Origin of the sequence: Sphaerochaeta sp., assembly GCF_050178175.1 — a bacterium.
Lineage (GTDB): Bacteria > Spirochaetota > Spirochaetia > Sphaerochaetales > Sphaerochaetaceae > Sphaerochaeta.
The window spans coordinates 1-18386 of the sequence record NZ_JBFXGH010000004.1; the positions used below are offsets into that span (position 1 = coordinate 1).

General features: G+C 47.6%; 18 protein-coding genes. 4 read left to right on the top strand and 14 right to left on the bottom strand.

What is annotated here, in order from left to right; translation table 11 throughout:
* The 8 genes from AB7S66_RS00935 to rpe all read right to left on the bottom strand — a co-directional run.
* On the bottom strand, window positions 1–901 hold a 901-nt coding region (locus tag AB7S66_RS00935), incomplete at its 3' end, for a 30S ribosomal protein S1 (RefSeq protein ID WP_428517505.1).
* 22 nt (window positions 902–923) lie between these two features.
* Window positions 924–1577 carry a (d)CMP kinase gene (gene cmk, locus AB7S66_RS00940; RefSeq protein ID WP_428517506.1) on the bottom strand — a complete coding sequence of 218 codons (654 nt, stop codon included), beginning with the start codon at window positions 1575–1577 and terminating at the stop codon, window positions 924–926.
* Window positions 1577–2332, bottom strand: a complete 756-nt coding sequence (locus AB7S66_RS00945) for a pseudouridine synthase (RefSeq protein WP_428517507.1) — start codon at window positions 2330–2332, stop codon at window positions 1577–1579. Before AB7S66_RS00945 ends, cmk begins: the two co-directional genes overlap by 1 nt.
* The gene (gene scpB, locus AB7S66_RS00950) at window positions 2329–2934 is read right to left on the bottom strand and encodes an SMC-Scp complex subunit ScpB (RefSeq protein ID WP_428517508.1); all 606 of its coding nucleotides are present in this window, start codon (window positions 2932–2934) and stop codon (window positions 2329–2331) included. Before scpB ends, AB7S66_RS00945 begins: the two co-directional genes overlap by 4 nt.
* 14 nt (window positions 2935–2948) lie before the next feature.
* A complete protein-coding gene (locus AB7S66_RS00955; RefSeq protein ID WP_428517509.1) occupies window positions 2949–3896 on the bottom strand; it encodes a segregation and condensation protein A in 948 nt (315 codons plus the stop codon).
* 98 nt (window positions 3897–3994) lie between these two features.
* A complete protein-coding gene (gene recA, locus AB7S66_RS00960) occupies window positions 3995–5068 on the bottom strand; it encodes a recombinase RecA (protein ID WP_428517510.1) in 1074 nt (357 codons plus the stop codon).
* A 50-nt stretch (window positions 5069–5118) separates the two neighbouring features.
* Entirely contained in the window at window positions 5119–5559 is a 441-nt protein-coding gene (gene dtd, locus AB7S66_RS00965; protein ID WP_428517511.1) for a D-aminoacyl-tRNA deacylase, read from the bottom strand.
* A complete protein-coding gene (gene rpe / locus AB7S66_RS00970; RefSeq protein ID WP_428517512.1) occupies window positions 5556–6224 on the bottom strand; it encodes a ribulose-phosphate 3-epimerase in 669 nt (222 codons plus the stop codon). Before rpe ends, dtd begins: the two co-directional genes overlap by 4 nt.
* Window positions 6225–6454: 230 nt before the next feature.
* Between rpe and greA the strand changes: the two genes are divergently transcribed.
* From greA to AB7S66_RS00990, 4 genes are all read left to right on the top strand, one after another.
* Entirely contained in the window at window positions 6455–9175 is a 2721-nt protein-coding gene (gene greA, locus AB7S66_RS00975; protein ID WP_428517513.1) for a transcription elongation factor GreA, read from the top strand.
* Window positions 9176–9548: 373 nt separating this feature from the next.
* Window positions 9549–9869, top strand: a complete 321-nt coding sequence (locus tag AB7S66_RS00980; protein WP_428517514.1) for a hypothetical protein — start codon at window positions 9549–9551, stop codon at window positions 9867–9869.
* 127 nt (window positions 9870–9996) lie between these two features.
* On the top strand, window positions 9997–10476 hold the full coding sequence (locus AB7S66_RS00985; RefSeq protein ID WP_428517515.1) for a glycoside hydrolase family 2 TIM barrel-domain containing protein: 480 nt from the start codon (window positions 9997–9999) through the stop codon (window positions 10474–10476).
* Window positions 10477–10490: 14 nt separating this feature from the next.
* Window positions 10491–10772, top strand: a complete 282-nt coding sequence (locus AB7S66_RS00990) for a hypothetical protein (RefSeq protein ID WP_428517516.1) — start codon at window positions 10491–10493, stop codon at window positions 10770–10772.
* On the opposite strand, the gene murJ is transcribed toward AB7S66_RS00990, so the two are convergent.
* Genes murJ through pnp form a run of 6 tightly spaced genes read right to left on the bottom strand, consistent with a single transcriptional unit; the run spans window position 10728 to window position 18293 of the window.
* A complete protein-coding gene (murJ, locus tag AB7S66_RS00995) occupies window positions 10728–12290 on the bottom strand; it encodes a murein biosynthesis integral membrane protein MurJ (RefSeq protein ID WP_428517517.1) in 1563 nt (520 codons plus the stop codon). The genes AB7S66_RS00990 and murJ overlap by 45 nt on opposite strands.
* Complete coding sequence (gene tgt, locus AB7S66_RS01000; RefSeq protein ID WP_428517518.1) at window positions 12268–13389, bottom strand: tRNA guanosine(34) transglycosylase Tgt; 1122 nt, start codon at window positions 13387–13389, stop codon at window positions 12268–12270. Before tgt ends, murJ begins: the two co-directional genes overlap by 23 nt.
* A 9-nt stretch (window positions 13390–13398) precedes the next feature.
* On the bottom strand, window positions 13399–14484 hold the full coding sequence (locus AB7S66_RS01005; protein ID WP_428517519.1) for an LptF/LptG family permease: 1086 nt from the start codon (window positions 14482–14484) through the stop codon (window positions 13399–13401).
* On the bottom strand, window positions 14481–15731 hold the full coding sequence (locus AB7S66_RS01010) for an LptF/LptG family permease (protein WP_428517520.1): 1251 nt from the start codon (window positions 15729–15731) through the stop codon (window positions 14481–14483). Before AB7S66_RS01010 ends, AB7S66_RS01005 begins: the two co-directional genes overlap by 4 nt.
* Before the next feature lie 2 nt (window positions 15732–15733).
* On the bottom strand, window positions 15734–16183 hold the full coding sequence (gene dut / locus AB7S66_RS01015) for a dUTP diphosphatase (protein WP_428517545.1): 450 nt from the start codon (window positions 16181–16183) through the stop codon (window positions 15734–15736).
* Window position 16184: 1 nt separating this feature from the next.
* Window positions 16185–18293 carry a polyribonucleotide nucleotidyltransferase gene (pnp, locus tag AB7S66_RS01020; protein WP_428517521.1) on the bottom strand — a complete coding sequence of 703 codons (2109 nt, stop codon included), beginning with the start codon at window positions 18291–18293 and terminating at the stop codon, window positions 16185–16187.
* Between the last annotated feature and the right edge of the window lie 93 nt (window positions 18294–18386).

The window sequence follows — 18386 nt, forward strand, 5'->3', positions numbered from 1 at the left end:
ATGCACCAAAGGTGGTAATCTTGGTTACCGGAGCCTTGATGGTGTCACCGACATTGTATTTCTGCTCAAAGGTGGTCCAAGGATCTTCCTGCATGTGTTTCAAGCTCAGGTTGATCTTCTGGGTCTCCGGGTCGATGTTAATGAGCCTGAGTTGCACCACCTGTCCCTTCTTCACGAAGTCCTTCGGACGGGTGACATGGCCCCAGCTCATGTCATTGATATGCAAAAGTCCATCGAATCCACCAAGGTCGATGAATGCACCAAAGGAGGTGAATGACTTCACCACACCTTCAACCACATCGCCGATCTGGACGGTGGAGAAGAATTTCTCTTTATTCTCTTTGATTTTCTGGTCAAGATACTCACGTCTGTTCACGACGCTCTTAAGCTTCGTACCACCGTGGAACTTGTCAATGATGAAGTAATCAGTGATACCGATCATGGTCTCGGGATCCTCAACTCTCTGGACATCAGCCTTTGAGAGGGGACAGAAACCCTTGTATTCGCCTCCGAGGTCAACCTCAAAGCCACCCTTGATTACCTTTTCAAACTTGCCCAAAACGGGAGATCTGCTTTCTGAAGCAGTCTTCAGTTCATCTGTACGTTCTTTGAAATCGGCACGCTTCTTGGAAACGACGATCTGACCGCCCTTCCCTTCCTTGGTGATAATGACGACTTTTACCTCATCACCTACTTCAGGAATCGATGCAAATTCGTCACGAGAGATTCTACCCTCGCTCTTGTAACCGACATCCACGAATACATACTCGTTGTTTACCTGGACAACAGTACCGGCCACGAGCTGACCGTCTTCGATTCCATCAAGAGATTTAAGATACTCCTCCTGCAGCAAATCCTGCATTCTGGTCTTCTTTTCTTCCATTTCTTGTTCTTCAGCCACTTGATTTCTCCTGATCCTAAATTTACCTATTTACATCGCCCTTGAGCGTAAAAATAGCAGATAACACTCTCTCACAAACTTGTCCTATAGTCAAGTATGAGGTGTCTATGTACAAGGCATCCTCTGCAACACGAAGTGCACCAACTTCCTTGCCCTTATCAATTTCGTCACGCATCTTGATTTGTCGCAACACAGTCTCGTAATCTTGTCCGTCCGGATGCTGTTTGAGCCGACGTTCCGCACGAACCTCAGCCTTTGCATCAAAGTAACATTTTAAGTCGGCATCTGGGAAGACCACGGTCGTAATATCTCTCCCCTCAATGACAACATCCATATCCTTTGCAATCCTTCTCAGCTGTTCATTCACATAGCTTCTAAGCGGAGGGTACGTTGATACTTGCGCAACTACTGCATCAACCTCAGGGGTATGAAGCTTATCCTCAATATCATTGCCATTGACACAGATACGATTATCATCAATAGAGAGTACATAGTGCTTTGCAGTTTCCAAAACTGCTGGGTAATCCATCGGGTCCTTCCCCTCCTGTACATGCAGGTAGGTGTAGGCCCTGTAGAATGAGCCGGAATTGAGATAGTGGAAATTGCAAGTCTTTGCAATCATCTGGGCAATGGAGCTTTTCCCAACACCAGCCGGTCCGTCTATGGCTACGACCATTACCATCCTCTCCCTGAACTCTTTCTTAGAATATCATTTTCTCCACTCAGGAGTGCCTTGATCTCGGAAGAAGTGACAGTCCGGTACTGACCCGGCTTGAGGTCCCCCAGTTCAATACAACCAATCCTCATCCTGACAAGTTGCTTCACCTCATACCCATAGTGGCTGAGAATCTTTCTGATTTCCCGGTTCTTCCCCTCGGTTAGGATGATCCGTACCCATTTCTTGCTGATGATCTCAAAACGTTTGATTGTATAAGGCTGCGGCATATCTATGAGGACTCCCTTACGGGCCTCCTCCAGGTCTTCCCTGCGTACGCCAGTAGTACAGCTTACCAGGTACTCCTTCTCAATCTCTTCGGAGGGATGCATGATTTTCTGTGCTACATCCCCATCGTTGGTGAAGAGAATCAAGCCACTGGAATCCTTGTCGAGTCGACCAATATGGAAGAGAAGATTCTTGTCTGGGATATCAATCAGATCACGTGCGTAGTTTTTCTCGTTTGGATCCCAGTTCGTGCAAACGAACCCCTTGGGCTTGTGCAATGCGTAGTAGTAGGTTTTCTCACTTGGTTCCACCAACTGGTCATCAACCATGACCACATCTTCTTCATCTACCTTGGTTCCCAGTTCTGTTACCCGTTTCGTATTCACGGTTACCCGCCCACTGGTGATCAGTGTTTCGCAGGATCTGCGGGACCCGCAACCACTCTTTGCCAAATAGACCTGTAATCTAAGCGGATATGATAATTTCATGCTTCGTCTTTCTCCTGTGTTGGTTCTGCTTCAAATCGCAGTCGGTCGATATCGGAGAGCTTGGGGAGTGCACTGATACTTGCCAGGTTGAATTCGAAAAGGAATTTCCTCGAGGTGCCGTAGAGGCAGGGATGCCCTGGGACATCCTTCCTTCCAATCACCTTGATGTATTCACGGTCTCGCAACAAACGGATGATGGTGTCACTGCTGACCCCACGGATGTTGTCTATCTCCCTACGGGTAATCGGTTGGCTGTATGCCACAATGGACAGTGTTTCCAAGGCTGCACGGCTGAGGCGTCTGTCGACACGTTTGCCGTAACAGGTACGAAGCTTATCGTGCAGATCAGAGGAAGGTAAAAATTGGAAAGCACCTTGGCTCTCAGCAAGGTCCAGTCCATGCAGGTATTCACGGTAATGTTCCTGCAGTTCTGTGATGGCATTTCTTGTTGTTTCCTCCGAGAGGGAGGTCATCTTGCCCAATCGTTCCAAACTAACCGGTTCGTTCTCCAAAAAGAGAATGACTTCGACCAACCGGGCCTCGGTACTCAAGAGGGGGCTTTGCTGAATTCCAGCCTTGTCCGCTTGCCTCTTCCTATCCACCACTGACGCTCCTATCACTCACCGTCGAGAATGATCTGCTCATCCTCACTCTCATCATCATACAGAAAAACGCGACCATCGTCAGTAGTTGTGCGTAGATTATCTGCATCTTCCTCAAAAAACCTCTCCTCTTCTCTTTCCGAGATTGGAGCAGTGATGATTTCCTCCTCAATTTCCTCGAAATCATCATCGTACATGTGTTCAAAATCCTGTTCAAAAGCCTCATCGACCTTACGGATGAGAATTGGACCAAACGGTTCACTCTGAACGAGGGTGATCATCCTGAGTTTACAGGCATCAAGAATCGCCATGAAACTACAGATAATATGGAGCAGTTGGTCATCATGGACAATAAGTTGTTCCAGGGTGATATAATCTTGTATCTCAAACAATTCCTGCATCAAGGCAATTTTTTCATTGACTGTTACCGATTCGTAGACGTTGAACACCTTGTTCGGAGTAATGGTGGTCATAAGCCGTGAAAACGTATTGAGCAAATCCTGCAATGATACATCGCCAAACAGATCCTCATCTCCGAATGGAAGACGAAATTGGCTGCTTTTCCGGGTAATGAACAATTCGGTACTGGTATTGGTGCCTGTAAGCAACTCAGTATATTTCCTGAACTTCTGGTACTCCAGCAGACGGTCCACCAGTTCTTGTCTGGGATCTTGGTACTCTTCATCGAATTCCAGTTCAACAGGGAGCAACATCCTGCTCTTGATATACAGCAGGTCTGCAGCCATCTTGTAAAATTGCGTCAGGTCACCAAGCTCAGTCACCTTTTCTTCCTTGAGATATCCCAAGAACTGTTCAGTGATAAGGGAGATGGGGATGTCGTAGATATTGACTTCTGATTTTTGAATGAGGAACAGCAACAAGTCCAAGGGACCTTCGAAGGTGGGAGTATGGAAAGTTGTCCCATTCGGCACTTGTTCTTCTTGTACTGTTTGTTCTTGCACCGTGGTCCCCTCTCACCGCGAGTATACCGAACACATGCTGTATTGACAACACAGAGGTGGATTGTTCCACCTCCGTGTCCAGCAGTCCTTGTTGGGAATTACTCGCCTTCTGGAGCCATTTCCGCTGCCTCAACAGCATCCGCTTTGGGGAACATCTTTGCCCTGAGGCGATTGTCAAGGTCATTGGCGATATCCGGGTTGTCCTTGAGGAAATCCAGTGTCCGCTCTCTTCCCTGTCCGATCTTCTCCCCGTTATAGGAGTACCAGGAACCACTTTTCTCCAGCATGTCATACTTGAGCGCTGCATCAAGGATGCTTGCAATGTAGCTGATGCCTTCACCGAAAAGGAGATCCAGTTCAACTTTCTTGAAGGGAGGTGAAACCTTGTTCTTCACTATCTTTATCCGTACCCGGTTTCCAATGATATCATCGGCACTTTTGCTGATGGATTCAATCTTGCGAACCTCAAGGCGGACAGAGGAGTAGAACTTCAGGGCATTCCCTCCAGTGGTTGTCTCGGGATTGCCGAACATGATGCCAATCTTCATACGAATCTGGTTGATGAAGATGATGGTGGTGTGGCTCTTGGAAAGCAGACCGGTTAGCTTGCGCAGCGCTTGGCTCATCAGTCGTGCCTGGAGACCCATGTGGCTGTCACCCATATCGCCATCGATCTCTGCTTGTGGGGTAAGGGCAGCAACAGAGTCCACGACAATGATATCCACTGCCCCACTCCGTACCAGGGACTCTACAATCTCCAGGGCCTGTTCTCCACTGTCCGGTTGGCTGATCCAGAGTTCTTCAATGTTCACACCCAGTTTCTTTGCATAACTTGGATCCATGGCATGCTCGGCATCAATGAATGCGGCAATTCCCCCAGCTTTCTGGCTCTCTGCAATAGCATGAAGTGCAAGTGTGGTTTTGCCACTGCTTTCAGGACCGTAGATCTCAATGACCCTGCCCTTTGGGTATCCTCCGATACCAAGCGCTTCATCAAGAAGCAAGGACCCGGAAGAGATGCTTTCAATGTTTCGGTTTTCCTTGTTGTCACCGAGCCTCATCAAGGATCCTTTTCCAAATTGCTTGTCAATTTGGACTCTTGCTGCTTCCAATGCGTCCCGTTTCTGATTCTGGTCAGTGGGGAATGTCGTATCTTTACTGTTCTTTGCCATGATATGCTCCTCGAATACTCTGTAACCTTATACTATAAGTCCAAAATTCTTTAATCTGCTTCAAGCAGGAGGGTGACCGGACCGTCATTGGTATAGGACACCTTCATATGTGCTCCAAACTCACCTGAAGAGACAGGAAACCCCAACTGAGCAAACAACTTGAGGGATTGTTCATACAAAGCCTCAGCTTTTTGTGGTGGTGCAGCATCATTGTAGGATGGGCGGTTTCCCTTGCGTAGATTTGCCAGCAATGTGAACTGGCTGACGACCAGTATGGACCCCTGTACGTCAGAAAGACTCTTGTTCATTTTGCCCTGCTCATCGGCAAAAACACGTAGCTTCACGATTTTTTCGCATAACCATGCAAGTTGAGCTTCTGTATCGTCGTGTCCTATGCCCAGATAGACAAGAAGGCCATGGTCGATCTTACCCGTGATAGTTCCCTCAACGGAAACACTTGCATCCTGGACACGTTGGATGACCGCCTTCATGCCTGTGCTCGTTCCTTCATAGCCTGTATGAAGGCAGCCCTGTCGGGAGCCCCAAAGAAGGCGCTTCCACATACAGCTACATCTGCTTTTCGCTGTGCAATCTGACCTACTGTGTCCAGATTCACTCCCCCATCTACACTGATAAGGTAATCATGTCCATGTTGTTCCCTCAGTTCAGCAAGCCGTTCAATCTTCTGTAGTGTGGAAGGGATGAGACTCTGACCACCAAAGCCAGGATTCACTGTCATGACGAGTATCAAATCGACCATATCAAGGATAGGTTCAATCATGCTAACCGGTGTGGAAGGAATGAGCGATACCCCAGCCTTGCAGCCACCAGCCTTTATCATCTGCAAGGTACGATGAAGATGCAGTGATGCTTCCCCATGTACCGTGATATAGTCACTTCCACTCTCAATGAACAGTGAAATATACCGCTCAGGTTTATCAATCATAAGGTGTACATCAAAGACCAGGTCTGAGTGAGGTCTGAGATCTTGGATAAACTTGGGACCGAAGGTGATGTTCGGGACGAACATACCGTCCATGACATCCAGATGTACCCAATCTGCCTTGCTCTCGTTGATACTCTGTACTTCCTCAGCGGTGCGCGAGAAGTCAGCAGACAACATGCTTGGTGCAATTCTTAGTGAAGCTGTTTCCATACTCCATTTATAACAGGTAGAGAGAGGTTTTGCAACGATTGCTTCCAGGAAATACTATATATCTGTTAATATGTTTTATGCACTTTCTTTAAATCGATTGCTAGTTTTTCCAAATCGTGCTATATTGCTATTGAAAAGCAACTATGAATGAAAAACCCGAGCAGGCTATGTCCCGGTCTGCCCGGTTTTATTTACGTCTTAGAATTGGACAAATATGTTTGGAGGAAACCATGGGATTCCAAGAGATTGAGAACTTGCTGAAAGAAGAACAATGGACAAGAAGCACCGTAACTACCTATACAACAAGCAGCTTCCAGGAACTGGACAAGAACATCATGGAGATGGACGAGGAACAGAAGACAGAAGCAAAGAGCTTGTGCGACACGCACCTCAATGAGAAGGAGCGAAACAGTATCATTGCCATGTACGTCAGTGGGTCCATCCAATTGGAACGCAGAGCAGCGGATGATTATCTGCAGCTGCTCAGTCTCATTGAGATGTTCATGGAAGCAAAGAAATGGAATATCGTTGAATATCTCTCACAGAAAATTCTCAGCCGCAATGAGAACAAGCATGCGCTTCGCTTGCTTGCCGACTCATATGAGCAGATGGGAAAGGAAGAAGAGAAATTCCAGCTTTGGGAACGGTTGGTTAAGGTGGATTACGAGGAAGTCGAGATCGTCCGCCAACTTGCCGTACATGCAAAGCAGAAGGGAAACATAGATAAAGCCATCTCCTTTTATAAAAAGGGCATCCACAGACTTATCAAGAGAAAGGATGTCTCCTCAGTAAGAGCAATGTTCACTGCCCTTCTTGAATTGGAAGGGGACAACTTCGGTTACTTCATTTCTGTTGCAAATCAGGTGTCTGCTGTGAGCAAGAGTACTGCAATAGCGTTGTTGCGCGATCTTGAGAATGCGAGCAAGGCTGACATCGACCATCAGATTGAGTGCCAGAAACAGATGCTTGCCCTTGACCGCGAGGACACTTTTGCCAGGGAAAACCTGATCAAGAGTTACAAGACGAAATACAAGACCCATTCCAGGCTCAAGAGCTGTCTTGAATCCAGTGCGTTGACAAGCAATATCAATCGAGACATTCTCCATAGTATCGAGGATTTCGAAACAAATATTGCGTTCGACAAGGGTACATTCGTCTTCCAGAACAGTACAAACCGAATCGGCAGGATCCGGTCAATTGATGAAAATGATGTCATCGTGGATTTCGCTGGACAGTCAAGCAAGGAAGGCAGCAGGATGTCCACCTCCATGGCTTTCAAGAGCTTGCAGGCACTTCCTAAGAGTCATATCTGGGTGCTCAAGAGCGCATTGCCTAGAGAGAAACTCAGCAAGAAAGTGCAGGAGGATATTCCTTGGACACTGAAGACCTTGATGGCCAGCAATGAGGGAAGAATCAACCTGAAAGAGATGAAGAGTGAACTGGTTCCCTCCATCCTTGATGTCAAGGAGTGGACTCCTTGGCTCAATCAGGCCAAGAAGGAGTTGATGACCAACCCACTCTTCGACCTTTCCAGCAATGATGTGGATACATACCTTCTCCGCTCCACCCCTGTAAGCTATGAAGAGAAACAGCTCCAGGTTTTCAGGAATGAGAAGAATTTCTATGACAAGATCAAGAGCCTGAAGGATTTTATTGCTGCAAAGGGGGACGTCGAGAGTGACTTCTTCTTTGAGATGGTGAGGTACTTCAGTGACCTTTTCTTCGAGGAAAATGGTGCCTTCAAGCCGATTGTGGTATCGAATGACATTACGTTCAGTTGTTACTTGCTGCTCGAGGAGTTGGTGAAACATCAGCACATGAACTTTATCAGCTATCCGGATGCACTGACCTTCACAATGCTCTATGAGCGCTGTGATAATGTTGAGGCTACCTTTGCTGCAATCAAGGATCCCGAGCTAAAAAAAGCCTTCATCGACCATGTGGTTGAGGAAATTCCTGGCTGGGAGAAAATTCTTGCAGTTCTGTTTGACTCCTATCTCACTGGATACATCCCCGATATCTACAAGCAGAAGAAAAAGTACAGTGCCCTTGCAGGCATTTACCGCGATGCGGTGGAAAACTTCAAGGAAAAGGGAAATACCCTGATCTACCTGCTCAAGAACGGTGAGAAAAAATATTGGGAGAAAGCGGGCATTACCACTGAGCAACTGCTCTACACTGAGTTGCAATTGCTCGATTTCACCAACCGATGTATCGACAACAGGAAGGATGTACAGGAAAACCGCAAGAATGCAAAGACGCTTATGGGTTTCCTCTTTGATGAACGTGCAGTCCTGAATTTTGTGGCAGAAGGCAACGAAGAGAGAGCGCAGAAGATTTACAGCCTTGTGGCAAATGTATTCAATCTTCCCGGTGGAAAGAAAATTGAGATCAAGCATGCAATCAGTGAGCAGTTCCCCTCATTCAAGTTTTTTGATGAAGTGGAACCGATCAACAAGCAGAGCGTTTTTCCCACAGGTCTGTTTTGTACTCCAAGCAGTCTTGCTGCCAAGAAGAAGGAGATCGAACACATCCAGCATGTGGAACTGCCCGAGGTTGCCAAGGAAATTGGGGAAGCCAGGGAGTTGGGAGATCTAAGAGAGAACAGCGAATACAAGTATGGTAAGGAGAAACAGAGCCTCCTGAACAATACGTTGCGCAGACTTGCCGAAGAGGTCGATCGTGCTACGGTCATTACCAAGGACAAGGTAGACTCCTCCAAGATTGGGTTTGGTACCAAGGTGGTTATGATGGACAATATCCATGCTGAAGAGGTGGTGTTCACCATCATGGGACCGTGGGAATCCAATCCCAATGAGAATATCATCAATCTTCTCGCCCCATTTGGAAGGGCCTTGCTCAATCATGAGGTTGGGGAGCGGTTTACCTTCACCCTCAACGATCAGAATTATGACTTTACGGTCAAATCAATTTCAGTCGTTGACTTCTAGAAATACCAAGCCCCCGGCAAGATGATTGCTGAGGGCTTTTTTTCTCTGTGGTAGTATGGGTACATGCAGGAAAGGTACACCGTCAATGTACATACTGTCTAGGAAGGATACCCACGGCCCCAGATGGTCCGAGGTTCCTGCGTTAACCTCAATGGTTGGTGGGATTTTGCAATAAGCAACGAAGAGACGAGACCACAATATTTCCCTCTTAGCATTCTTGTACCCTTCTCACCGTAGACAAAACTCAGTGGGTTGCAAACTGCGATCACCCCAAATCTAAGACTTTGGTACCATCTCTCACCCGATTCACGCCTCCTGCTGCAATTTGAGGCTGTAGGTCATTCATGTATTGTCTTCCTGAATGGTATAGAGGTTGGATCGCATCAGCTCTTTCGATATCACCGATGTACTGAAGGAAGAGAACGACTTGTTGGTAAAGGCTGTTGATAGTGAGCCGATCATCAGAGGCAAACAGGCATACAAAGCAACGGGAATATTCTATCAGGGGCAGAGTGGCATTCACCAGACTGTCTGGATTGAGGAAGTTCACCGGTTCCATATAAAGAACCTCATCATCACCCCTGAGCTTGCTCACCACTGCTTGTACGCCCAAGTTGTCCCCGATGACGGGGTGGTGTATGAGGTGACCATCTCATACTTGGATGGGCTTAAACAGTGCAAGGGAATGGAGTAACCAACGTCATTGTTGCCATGTGGCTAAGGTGCATCCCTGGAGTCCTGAAGACCCATATCTCTACCCCATCACCGTATAGATGGTCAATGATATCGTAACAAGTTATGGTGGATTGCGGAGCTTTTAGGTGCAGGATGGAAGGTTGTTGCTCAACGGGAAACCGTATTACCAACACGGAATCCTGGATCAAGGATACTGGCCTCAAAGCCTCTATACAGCCCCAAGTGACCAGGCAATCATTGATGACCTGGTCATGGTGAAGAAGTTGGGCTTCAATCTGGTTCGTAAGCATGCAAAGATGGTACCATCACTATCGACTGCTGGGCAGCCAGGATGCAGGGTGTACCGAGAGATGTTTGCCACTGGGCTTACACAGATGATAGAAACGCTCCATAACTGTGTCAGTATTGCCATGTGGGTCATCTTCAATGAAGGTTGGGGACAATTCGATGCGAAAGAAATGTACTCCCTCGTTAAAGCCCTCGATTCAACGAGGCCTATTGATTGTACCAGCGGCTGGTATGACCAGGGCATTGGTGATTTCTCTTCCCGCCATGTATATTTCAAACGATATAGCCACAAACCGACAAACTCGGCAGAGCAATAATTCTCTCAGAATTTATGTATTGGGTTGAAGGGAATGATGATGAAGGAGAAAAGCCCTTTGGATATAAGCATCTGCATGATCGTATAGCATTCAATGATGCCTTCTTCAGGCTCTACGAGGAAGACGTATATCCTGCCAGACAAAAAGGGCTCGCGGCTTCCGTCTATACCCAATTGACTGATGTACAGCAGGAACTCAATGGATTGGTTACCTACGACCGAATGGTGGTAAAGCTTGATGAGGTGGTTGCCTTACAGGTTGTTGCCTTGCTTCTTGGAACGGAAGAGCGAGAGTAGTTCCACCTTCATCAAAGCATAGGAGAGGATCCATACCACAAGCGATCCAAGGGCTACCAGGGAGAGTATCAAGAAGTTTCTCAGGTTGGACCCACTCTGGTACCAAGTCATGCTGAATGACGCATAAAGCAAGCAGTAGCCGAGAATCGGTATATTTGCGGCTACAGTACGCAGCAAACCTCGTCTCAGTTGTGTATCTTTTATCGGATTGTAGAGATCTTTCAGTTTGAATGACAAGAATCCCAGGAGCACTGCATAGCTTATCCCATTGGCAAGAGCAAGCGATATGATCCCCCACCCGAGCGAGATGAAGACCCACATGAGAATGATGTCCACCATGTTCTGGAGAAAGGTGATCTTGGTCATCATGGCATAGCGGTTTGCACTATATCCGAGACGAAGCAGCATTGCATACCAACTGGTGGTTACCATGAACAACAGGAAGGGGCGAAGAGCCAATGCGGTCAGTTGGGCATCAGCAAGCGTGTAATTGCCGGTCTGCAGTACCACACTGACACTCTCCTGGCTAAGGAAGAAAAGAATAATTCCACTGGGAAGCAGGAGACTGGTTAGTTGCACAATACTTACCCGGGTATGTTTTTGCATCTCCTGCATGTGGCCAAGTGCATAGGAGCGACTGAGCAAGGGCAGGCTAACGGCACTGATTGCGTTGAAAAAGACCCCGTAAGGCGTCTGGTAAAAGATTGTTGCATTTGCGAAGGCTGTTACACTCCCTTCGCTCAAGGTGGATGCAAAGTGATAGGTCACCAACTGCGTGAGAACCTGCATCCCCATTCCGAGCACAACCAAGGACCATGCCCCAATGACAGGTTTCAGCGGTGTATCTGCCTTCCTTATTGCTGGTTTCAGCCGATAGCCATAGCGTCTGAGCATAAGGTAGGAGTAGGAACCTTGCAGCAGTCCTCCAACCAGAGTAGCCCAGGCCATACTCATTGCACCAAGGTAAGGGGTGAGATACTGTACCCCGAAAATTACTGATAACGAGAAAAGCAACGGGGAAAGATATGCATGGAGGAAGTTGTGATGAGATTGCAATACACCATTGAAAATTGCCGCCATGCTGATGGCTGCCAGATAGACCATGAAGAAAGGTAGCAGTTTTGCGCCCAAGGCAACCTGGGCACTGTCAAAGTCACTGATAAGGGAAAGGAACTCTTCACCAAAGAAATAGGAGAGCAATACCAAGGGTATTAGAAGCATTGTCTGGTAGGTGCAAAGCAAGCTGAAGAGATGAAGAGAGCTCCGCTTCTTCCCTAATCCAAGTAGGCTGGAGAAAGCAGGAATGAGAGCTGAGTTGACGGCCCCTTCAGCAAAGAGTTTTCGGAAATTGTTGGGGATGTTGAATGTGAAGTTGATCACATCGGCCACCCCACTCGCTCCGAAGACCGAGGAGAGTACACGAGCTTTCACAATCCCGAGCAGCCTGCTTGCAATCGTGCAGAGCATGATTGCAAAACTGCTTTTGGCTGTCTTGCTACTTTGCGTAGAATCTTGCAAGGTATTCCCTTTTAAAGGAAGCAAATCGATTTTCCCTGATAGCCTGGCGGACACGTTCCATCAGTCGGTAGAAGTAGGTCAGGTTGTGTTCGGTGGCCAGCATGCCTCCAAGCATCTCGCCGGTCTTGATAAGATGATGCATGTACGCTCTGCTATACTGTGTACAAGCCCTGCAGGTACAACCCTCTTCAAGTGGGCCATGATCGAATTTATGGATTGCCTTCTTGAGTGTAATGACACCGTCATCGGTAAATATGCCACCATTCCGTGCCATACGGGTTGCAAGGACGCAATCGAACATATCAATACCGTTTTCCACTGCTTCCAGGATATAGTCTGGACTGCCGATACCCATGACGTACCTTGGTTTCTCCTTGGTTATCAATTCAGCAGTATAACCAAGATAGTGGGAGAACTGTTCTCTACTCTCACCTACCGAGAGCCCACCGATGGCAATCCCAGGGAAATCCATCGCATTGAAGAATTCGGCACTCTGCTTTCGCAGGTCCTCATAGAAGTTGCCCTGGACTATGCCGAATAGGTTTCCCTTGAACTCCTCTCCCAGCTTCTGGCGATGTTCAATGGCTCGTTTAGCCCAAGCATGGGTGATATTCATCGCCTCAGTGGCCGCTCGATGGTTGATATCAGGTGGAGTGCATACATCAAGGCACATGGCAATGTCGCTGCCGATGACTTTCTGTATATCCACTACATTCTCTGGTGTGAAAATATGTCTTGAACCATCTATATGACTTTGGAAGGTCACGCCCTTGTCTCCAATTTTCCTGAGCCCTGAAAGGCTGAATACCTGGAAACCGCCACTATCGGTGAGCAAATTTCCATCCCAGTGAGAGAAATCATGCAGTCCGCCAAACTGGGAAAGCACCTCAAGCCCTGGTTTGAGATAGAGGTGGTAGGTGTTGCCAAGGATAAGCTTGTATCCGATTTTCTTGACATCCTCGTGGAACATTGCTTTCACTGTTCCCTTGGTGCCTACAGGCATGAATACCGGTGTCTCCACTTCTCCGTGGCCAAGTGAAAGGATACCCAGGCGAGCATTGCTGGTGGTATCCTGATGGATAGTTCGAAATATTGCCATACAAATCCCCTAACGTAATACAGCTCTTTCTGCCAGTGCTATGCATACTATCACAATCATTGGGATTGCCATACCCCAAATGGGAGCGATAACTCCCTGTTTTGCCATGATGATGGTAACCATCTGTACCACGAAGTATATCACGGCAATGGAGAGGCTGGTAATGATGCTGAAAAGCAGTACGTTCTTCTTGTACCGATAACTGATGGTGCAGGCAATGAACAACAGGACAAGTGGATTGAGGTGCTCAAGCAAACGCTTGGTGAGATCAGTGGCTAGTTCAGGATATCGGGATGGATCGAGCACGTGCATGCGTCTCAGGTAATCAACCGCTGTTGCAAGCTCCATGGTGGTGATGTCATTGCTCAGGTTCCTGAAATAGGAAGGGGCAAGCGTGAACTCATCAAGTCTCAATTCCTCTACTTCACTTGAATCAACAACCAAGCCATCCCCATCAATCTTTTGGAATCTGACCCGCTCCATCCTCCACGTTTCTCTTTCTTCTTCCCAAAAGGCCCAGGCTGCGTCAACCCTTGCCTTCATTGCCCCTTCATCATCAAGCAGGACCAAGAGTACCTGGGCCAGTCGTTTCTGCTCATCACTATACTGTCTTGCATGCACTACATAATTGCCATCTGGGTCACGCAGGGTAATATTCCTATTGTCATAGGTACTGCGTAATCCAAACAGTTCGTCCTGTTTCATCTCACGAGTCCTCTGCGCTGGTATGAAGACATACTCTCCAAAACCAAATTCCAGAAGGCTGAAAAGAATCCCAAGTACGAGAATGGGGGTGATGATCCTGCGATAACTCAACCCGCTTCCCAGCAAACAGATATATTCATTATTGGCTTGTAATTGTGAAAGGAAATAGGTGGCTGAGAACAAAAGGGATGGACCGAGTGCGAAGAGTACAGCCTGGGGGGTATATAGTAACGTCAATGTAAGGATGGTAAATGGCTCTACCTCATTCGTAAGATACCCATCAAGATTGCTGAATAAGTCAACACTGAGCAGCATAAGGGTACATAACACCAAGGTGAGAGTTGCTACCATAGTGACTGAACGGGCAACGTAGCGGTCATGCAGCTTCATAGACGCCTCGCAAACAGCATGATCAGGATGCCGGTGAAGAACATCAATACGTTGGGTATCCAGATCAGGAATCCTGGGTTTATGGGGAACTTGAAAATCTGCATTTGTGAGAAGAAAAGGAGATACCAGTAGAGTACCGCTACCAGCATTGACATGCCAAATCCAATAAGCCTGCCATGCTTTACCTTGAAGAACGAGAGCGAAAAGGTGAGAAAAACCAACATGAAGCAAGCAGCACTGAGTGCAAACTTCTTATGGAGTTCCGCCCTGTAGTACTGGTAGTAGAAATTTATGGGGGTTTTATCCTCAAGCTCCTTCACCTCCTGTTCAGCCTCCTCAATCCTCTCAGGAGAAGCCGTTTCTTGTTGTGTAAGTGAGGCAAGAAATAACCTTGCTTTTTGCAGCTTTTCTTCATGTCGAACTGTTTCCTCTTCAAGGGCAGAGCGATGAATGGCGATGTTTTCCTGTAGTTCCCTTACTGACAACTGAGAAGGAAGGGCTGATGCAAGACTGGCTATCTGTCCTGAGAAATTGAGAAAGAACCTTGCACTGTCCGCCTTGGAAAGAGCCCATCCTCCCTCCACATCATTTCTGAGCATCAAGGGATTGTCCATTTCAAGTTGGTAGATGAAGGCATTCAGATCATAGAGCGTTACCTCCGCCGATGGGGCACTGAGAATCTGGCCGGTGCGGTCATTGGAGGTCTCAAACAAAACGATATCATATACGGTGTTTCCCACTACTTCCTTGTTGACCAATACCGTGTTGCCTATCGTATTGGTGGAGTTGCTGGCAAGTTCCAAGGTAGGGAGCTCTCTCATGAGATCGCTGTAGAGTTCACGATACTTCTTGGTACTCCAAGGGAGCGCCTTGTCTGCGGTAAGGAATGTCATGAATGAAAAGATCAGGGAGATGAGGATGATGGGAAGAAACACATGTTTCAATGATATCCCACTACTGCGGATTGCAAGGATCTCGTTGTTTCCAGAGAGGTCCCCGATAACCATGCTTGAAGCCGTGAGGCTGGAGAACGGGAATGTGTAGAGCAAAAACTGTGGGATTGAGAGCATCACCAATTGGAAGACAGAGAAATAATCCACCTGCTTGAGAAGTATCCGTTGGGCAATGAGAAGAATCTGGTTGATGAAAAAGATGAAAAAGAAAAAAAAGAACGCCACAATAAAGGAAAGGAGGTACTCCCTTCCTATGTGGCGATATACTAAGCTGAATCGTGCACCTTGCTTCAACGTTATACTCCCGTTGAACCAAAACCCCCGCTTCCCCTTTCTGTAGCATCAAGCTCCATAGTCGGCAAAAAGGAGGCTTGTTCACACCGTGCGATAACCATCTGTGCGATACGGTCTCCTGTATGGATGACCACGTCCTTCTCCCCATGGTTGACCAAGAGGACGGCCACCTCTCCACGATAATCACTATCTATGGTACCAGGGCTGTTGAGAACAGTGATCCCATGTTTGGCAGCAAGCCCGCTTCTTGGCCTGACCTGTGCCTCATATCCAGGAGGAACCTGAATACTCAATCCGGTGGGAATCTTTGCATAGGAACCTGCCATCAGAAGTAAATCCTCCTCCAGGCAGGCTGAAAGATCAGCACCAGCACTTCTCTCCGTCCCATATACGGGAAGGAGAGCATGCTCTTTGAGTTTCTTGACCTTTACCGGAATCGAACGGCTTTCCATGTTATTTGGCTTTGCCTTCGATTGCATCGATGTAACTCAGGTTCAACCGCCCCTGACGATCGATCTCAATGAGTTTCACTGGTACGGACTGACCAACAGTGAGTACATCTTCGACGTTCTGGACACGAGTCTTGGCAAGCTTGGAGATGTGGCAAAGTCCTTCCTTGCCTGGCAGGATCTCGATAAAGGCACCAAAGTCCATGATTCTCTTTACGGTTCCCTGGTAGATTCTTCCTACTTCAGGTTCCTCAACGATGGACTGTACCAATTCCTTGGCCAACTTAGCCGCAGCAGCATTTCTACCGAAGATGGTAATGGTCCCGTCATCAGCAATATTAACTTCTGCACCACTCTGGCTTGCAATTGCCTTGATTGTCTTACCACCGGTTCCGATGACAGCTCCGATCTTCTCAAGGTCAACCTTCATGGTCAGGATCTTGGGAGCATACTCATTGATCTCCTCACGAGGAGCCTTCAGGGTATCTTCCATGATGTTCAGGATATGGATTCTTCCCTTCTTGGCCTGCTCAAGCGCCTTCTTCATGATCTCAGGGGTAACACCGGCAATCTTGATATCCATCTGGAAAGCGGTGATACCTTCACGGGATCCAGTTACCTTGAAGTCCATATCGCCAAGGTGGTCCTCTTCACCGAGAATGTCACTGAGTACCACATACTTGGAGTAATCAGCACCTTCGGTGATCAATCCCATGGCGATACCGGCCACCGGGGTCTTTATAGGTACACCAGCATCCATCAATGAAAGACAACCGCCACACACCGAAGCCATGGATGAGGAGCCGTTGGACTCCATGATCTCACTGACAATACGGATGGTGTAGGGAAATACATCCTTGGATGGGATGATAGCCTCCAGAGCTCTCTGGGCAAGGTGACCATGCCCAATCTCTCTTCTGCCGGTGGAAAGTCTTCCGGTCTCACCAACGCTGTAGGGAGGGAAGTTGTAATGCAGCATGAATGAACTGAAGGATTTCTCACCATCAATGGTATCGAACATCTGCTCATCACTGGAGGTACCAAGCGTGGTGACTGCCAAGGCCTGGGTCTCGCCACGGGTGAAGAGCGCTGAACCATGGGTTCTGGACAAGAGTCCAACCTCACAGGTGATCGGTCTGATTTCATCTACCTTTCTACCATCAGTACGAACACCTTCGTTGAGGATGGAGGCGCGGAGAATTTCATATTCAAGGTCTTCGAAAAGCCCCCCAAGCTGGCCTGGGCGGTTCTCATCCTCGGCAATCAGCTCGGCAAACTTTTCCTTCACCTGTTCATGCACCGCAGCAAGGGCAGCATAGCGCTCCATTTTGCCCTTGACGAAGGATGCTGCCTTGATCAGGGGATATGCAAATTCTTTCACAGGGTCAAGCCAGGAAAGGTCAACTGTGCTTTCGATGATGGGAAGTTTCTCTTTTCCTGCAAGTTCACGCAGTTCAAGCTGTGCATCACAGAGTTTGGTGATGAAAGGCTGGGCAGTTGCGATTGCCTCAAGCATCACTTCTTCACTCACCTCTTTTGCACCACCTTCAACCATGGTAATCCCATCACGGGTACCAGCAACTACAATATCGAGTTCGCTCTTTTCAATTTCGCTGAAGGTAGGATTGACAATATACTTGCCATCAAGAAGTGAAATGCGTACAGCAGCGATAGGGCCGCCAAATGGGATATCACTGATGGTAACTGCAGCACTTGCTGCATTCATGGCAATGATATCTGGGGTATTGGTCATGTCGGAAGAGACTGCAGTGGGGATGATCTGGATTTCCCTACCGAAGGCCTTGTTGAACAAGGGGCGCATCGGACGGTCGATCAAGCGACTGACAAGAATTTCCTTGTCCTTGGGGCGGGCTTCCCTCTTAAGGAATCCACCGGGAATCTTTCCTGCAGCATAATATTTTTCATTATACTCAACACTGAGTGGTACATAATCAAGGCCTTCATTGGGTTGTTTGCCACAGCAGACCGTAGCGATAACAGCACTCCCTTCATAATGGGCATAAACGGAGCCATTGGCTTGTTTGGCAATTTTCCCGGTTTCGAAAACCAGATCGGAATTACCAATCCGTACAGATACTTTCTTGACTTCCATGTTACTTTTTCCTTTCTTCGTTCTTTTTGTTCTTCTTTACTATATCATATAAATAGCTCCAACAGCCTGAAAAGCCATCGGAGCCATTCACAC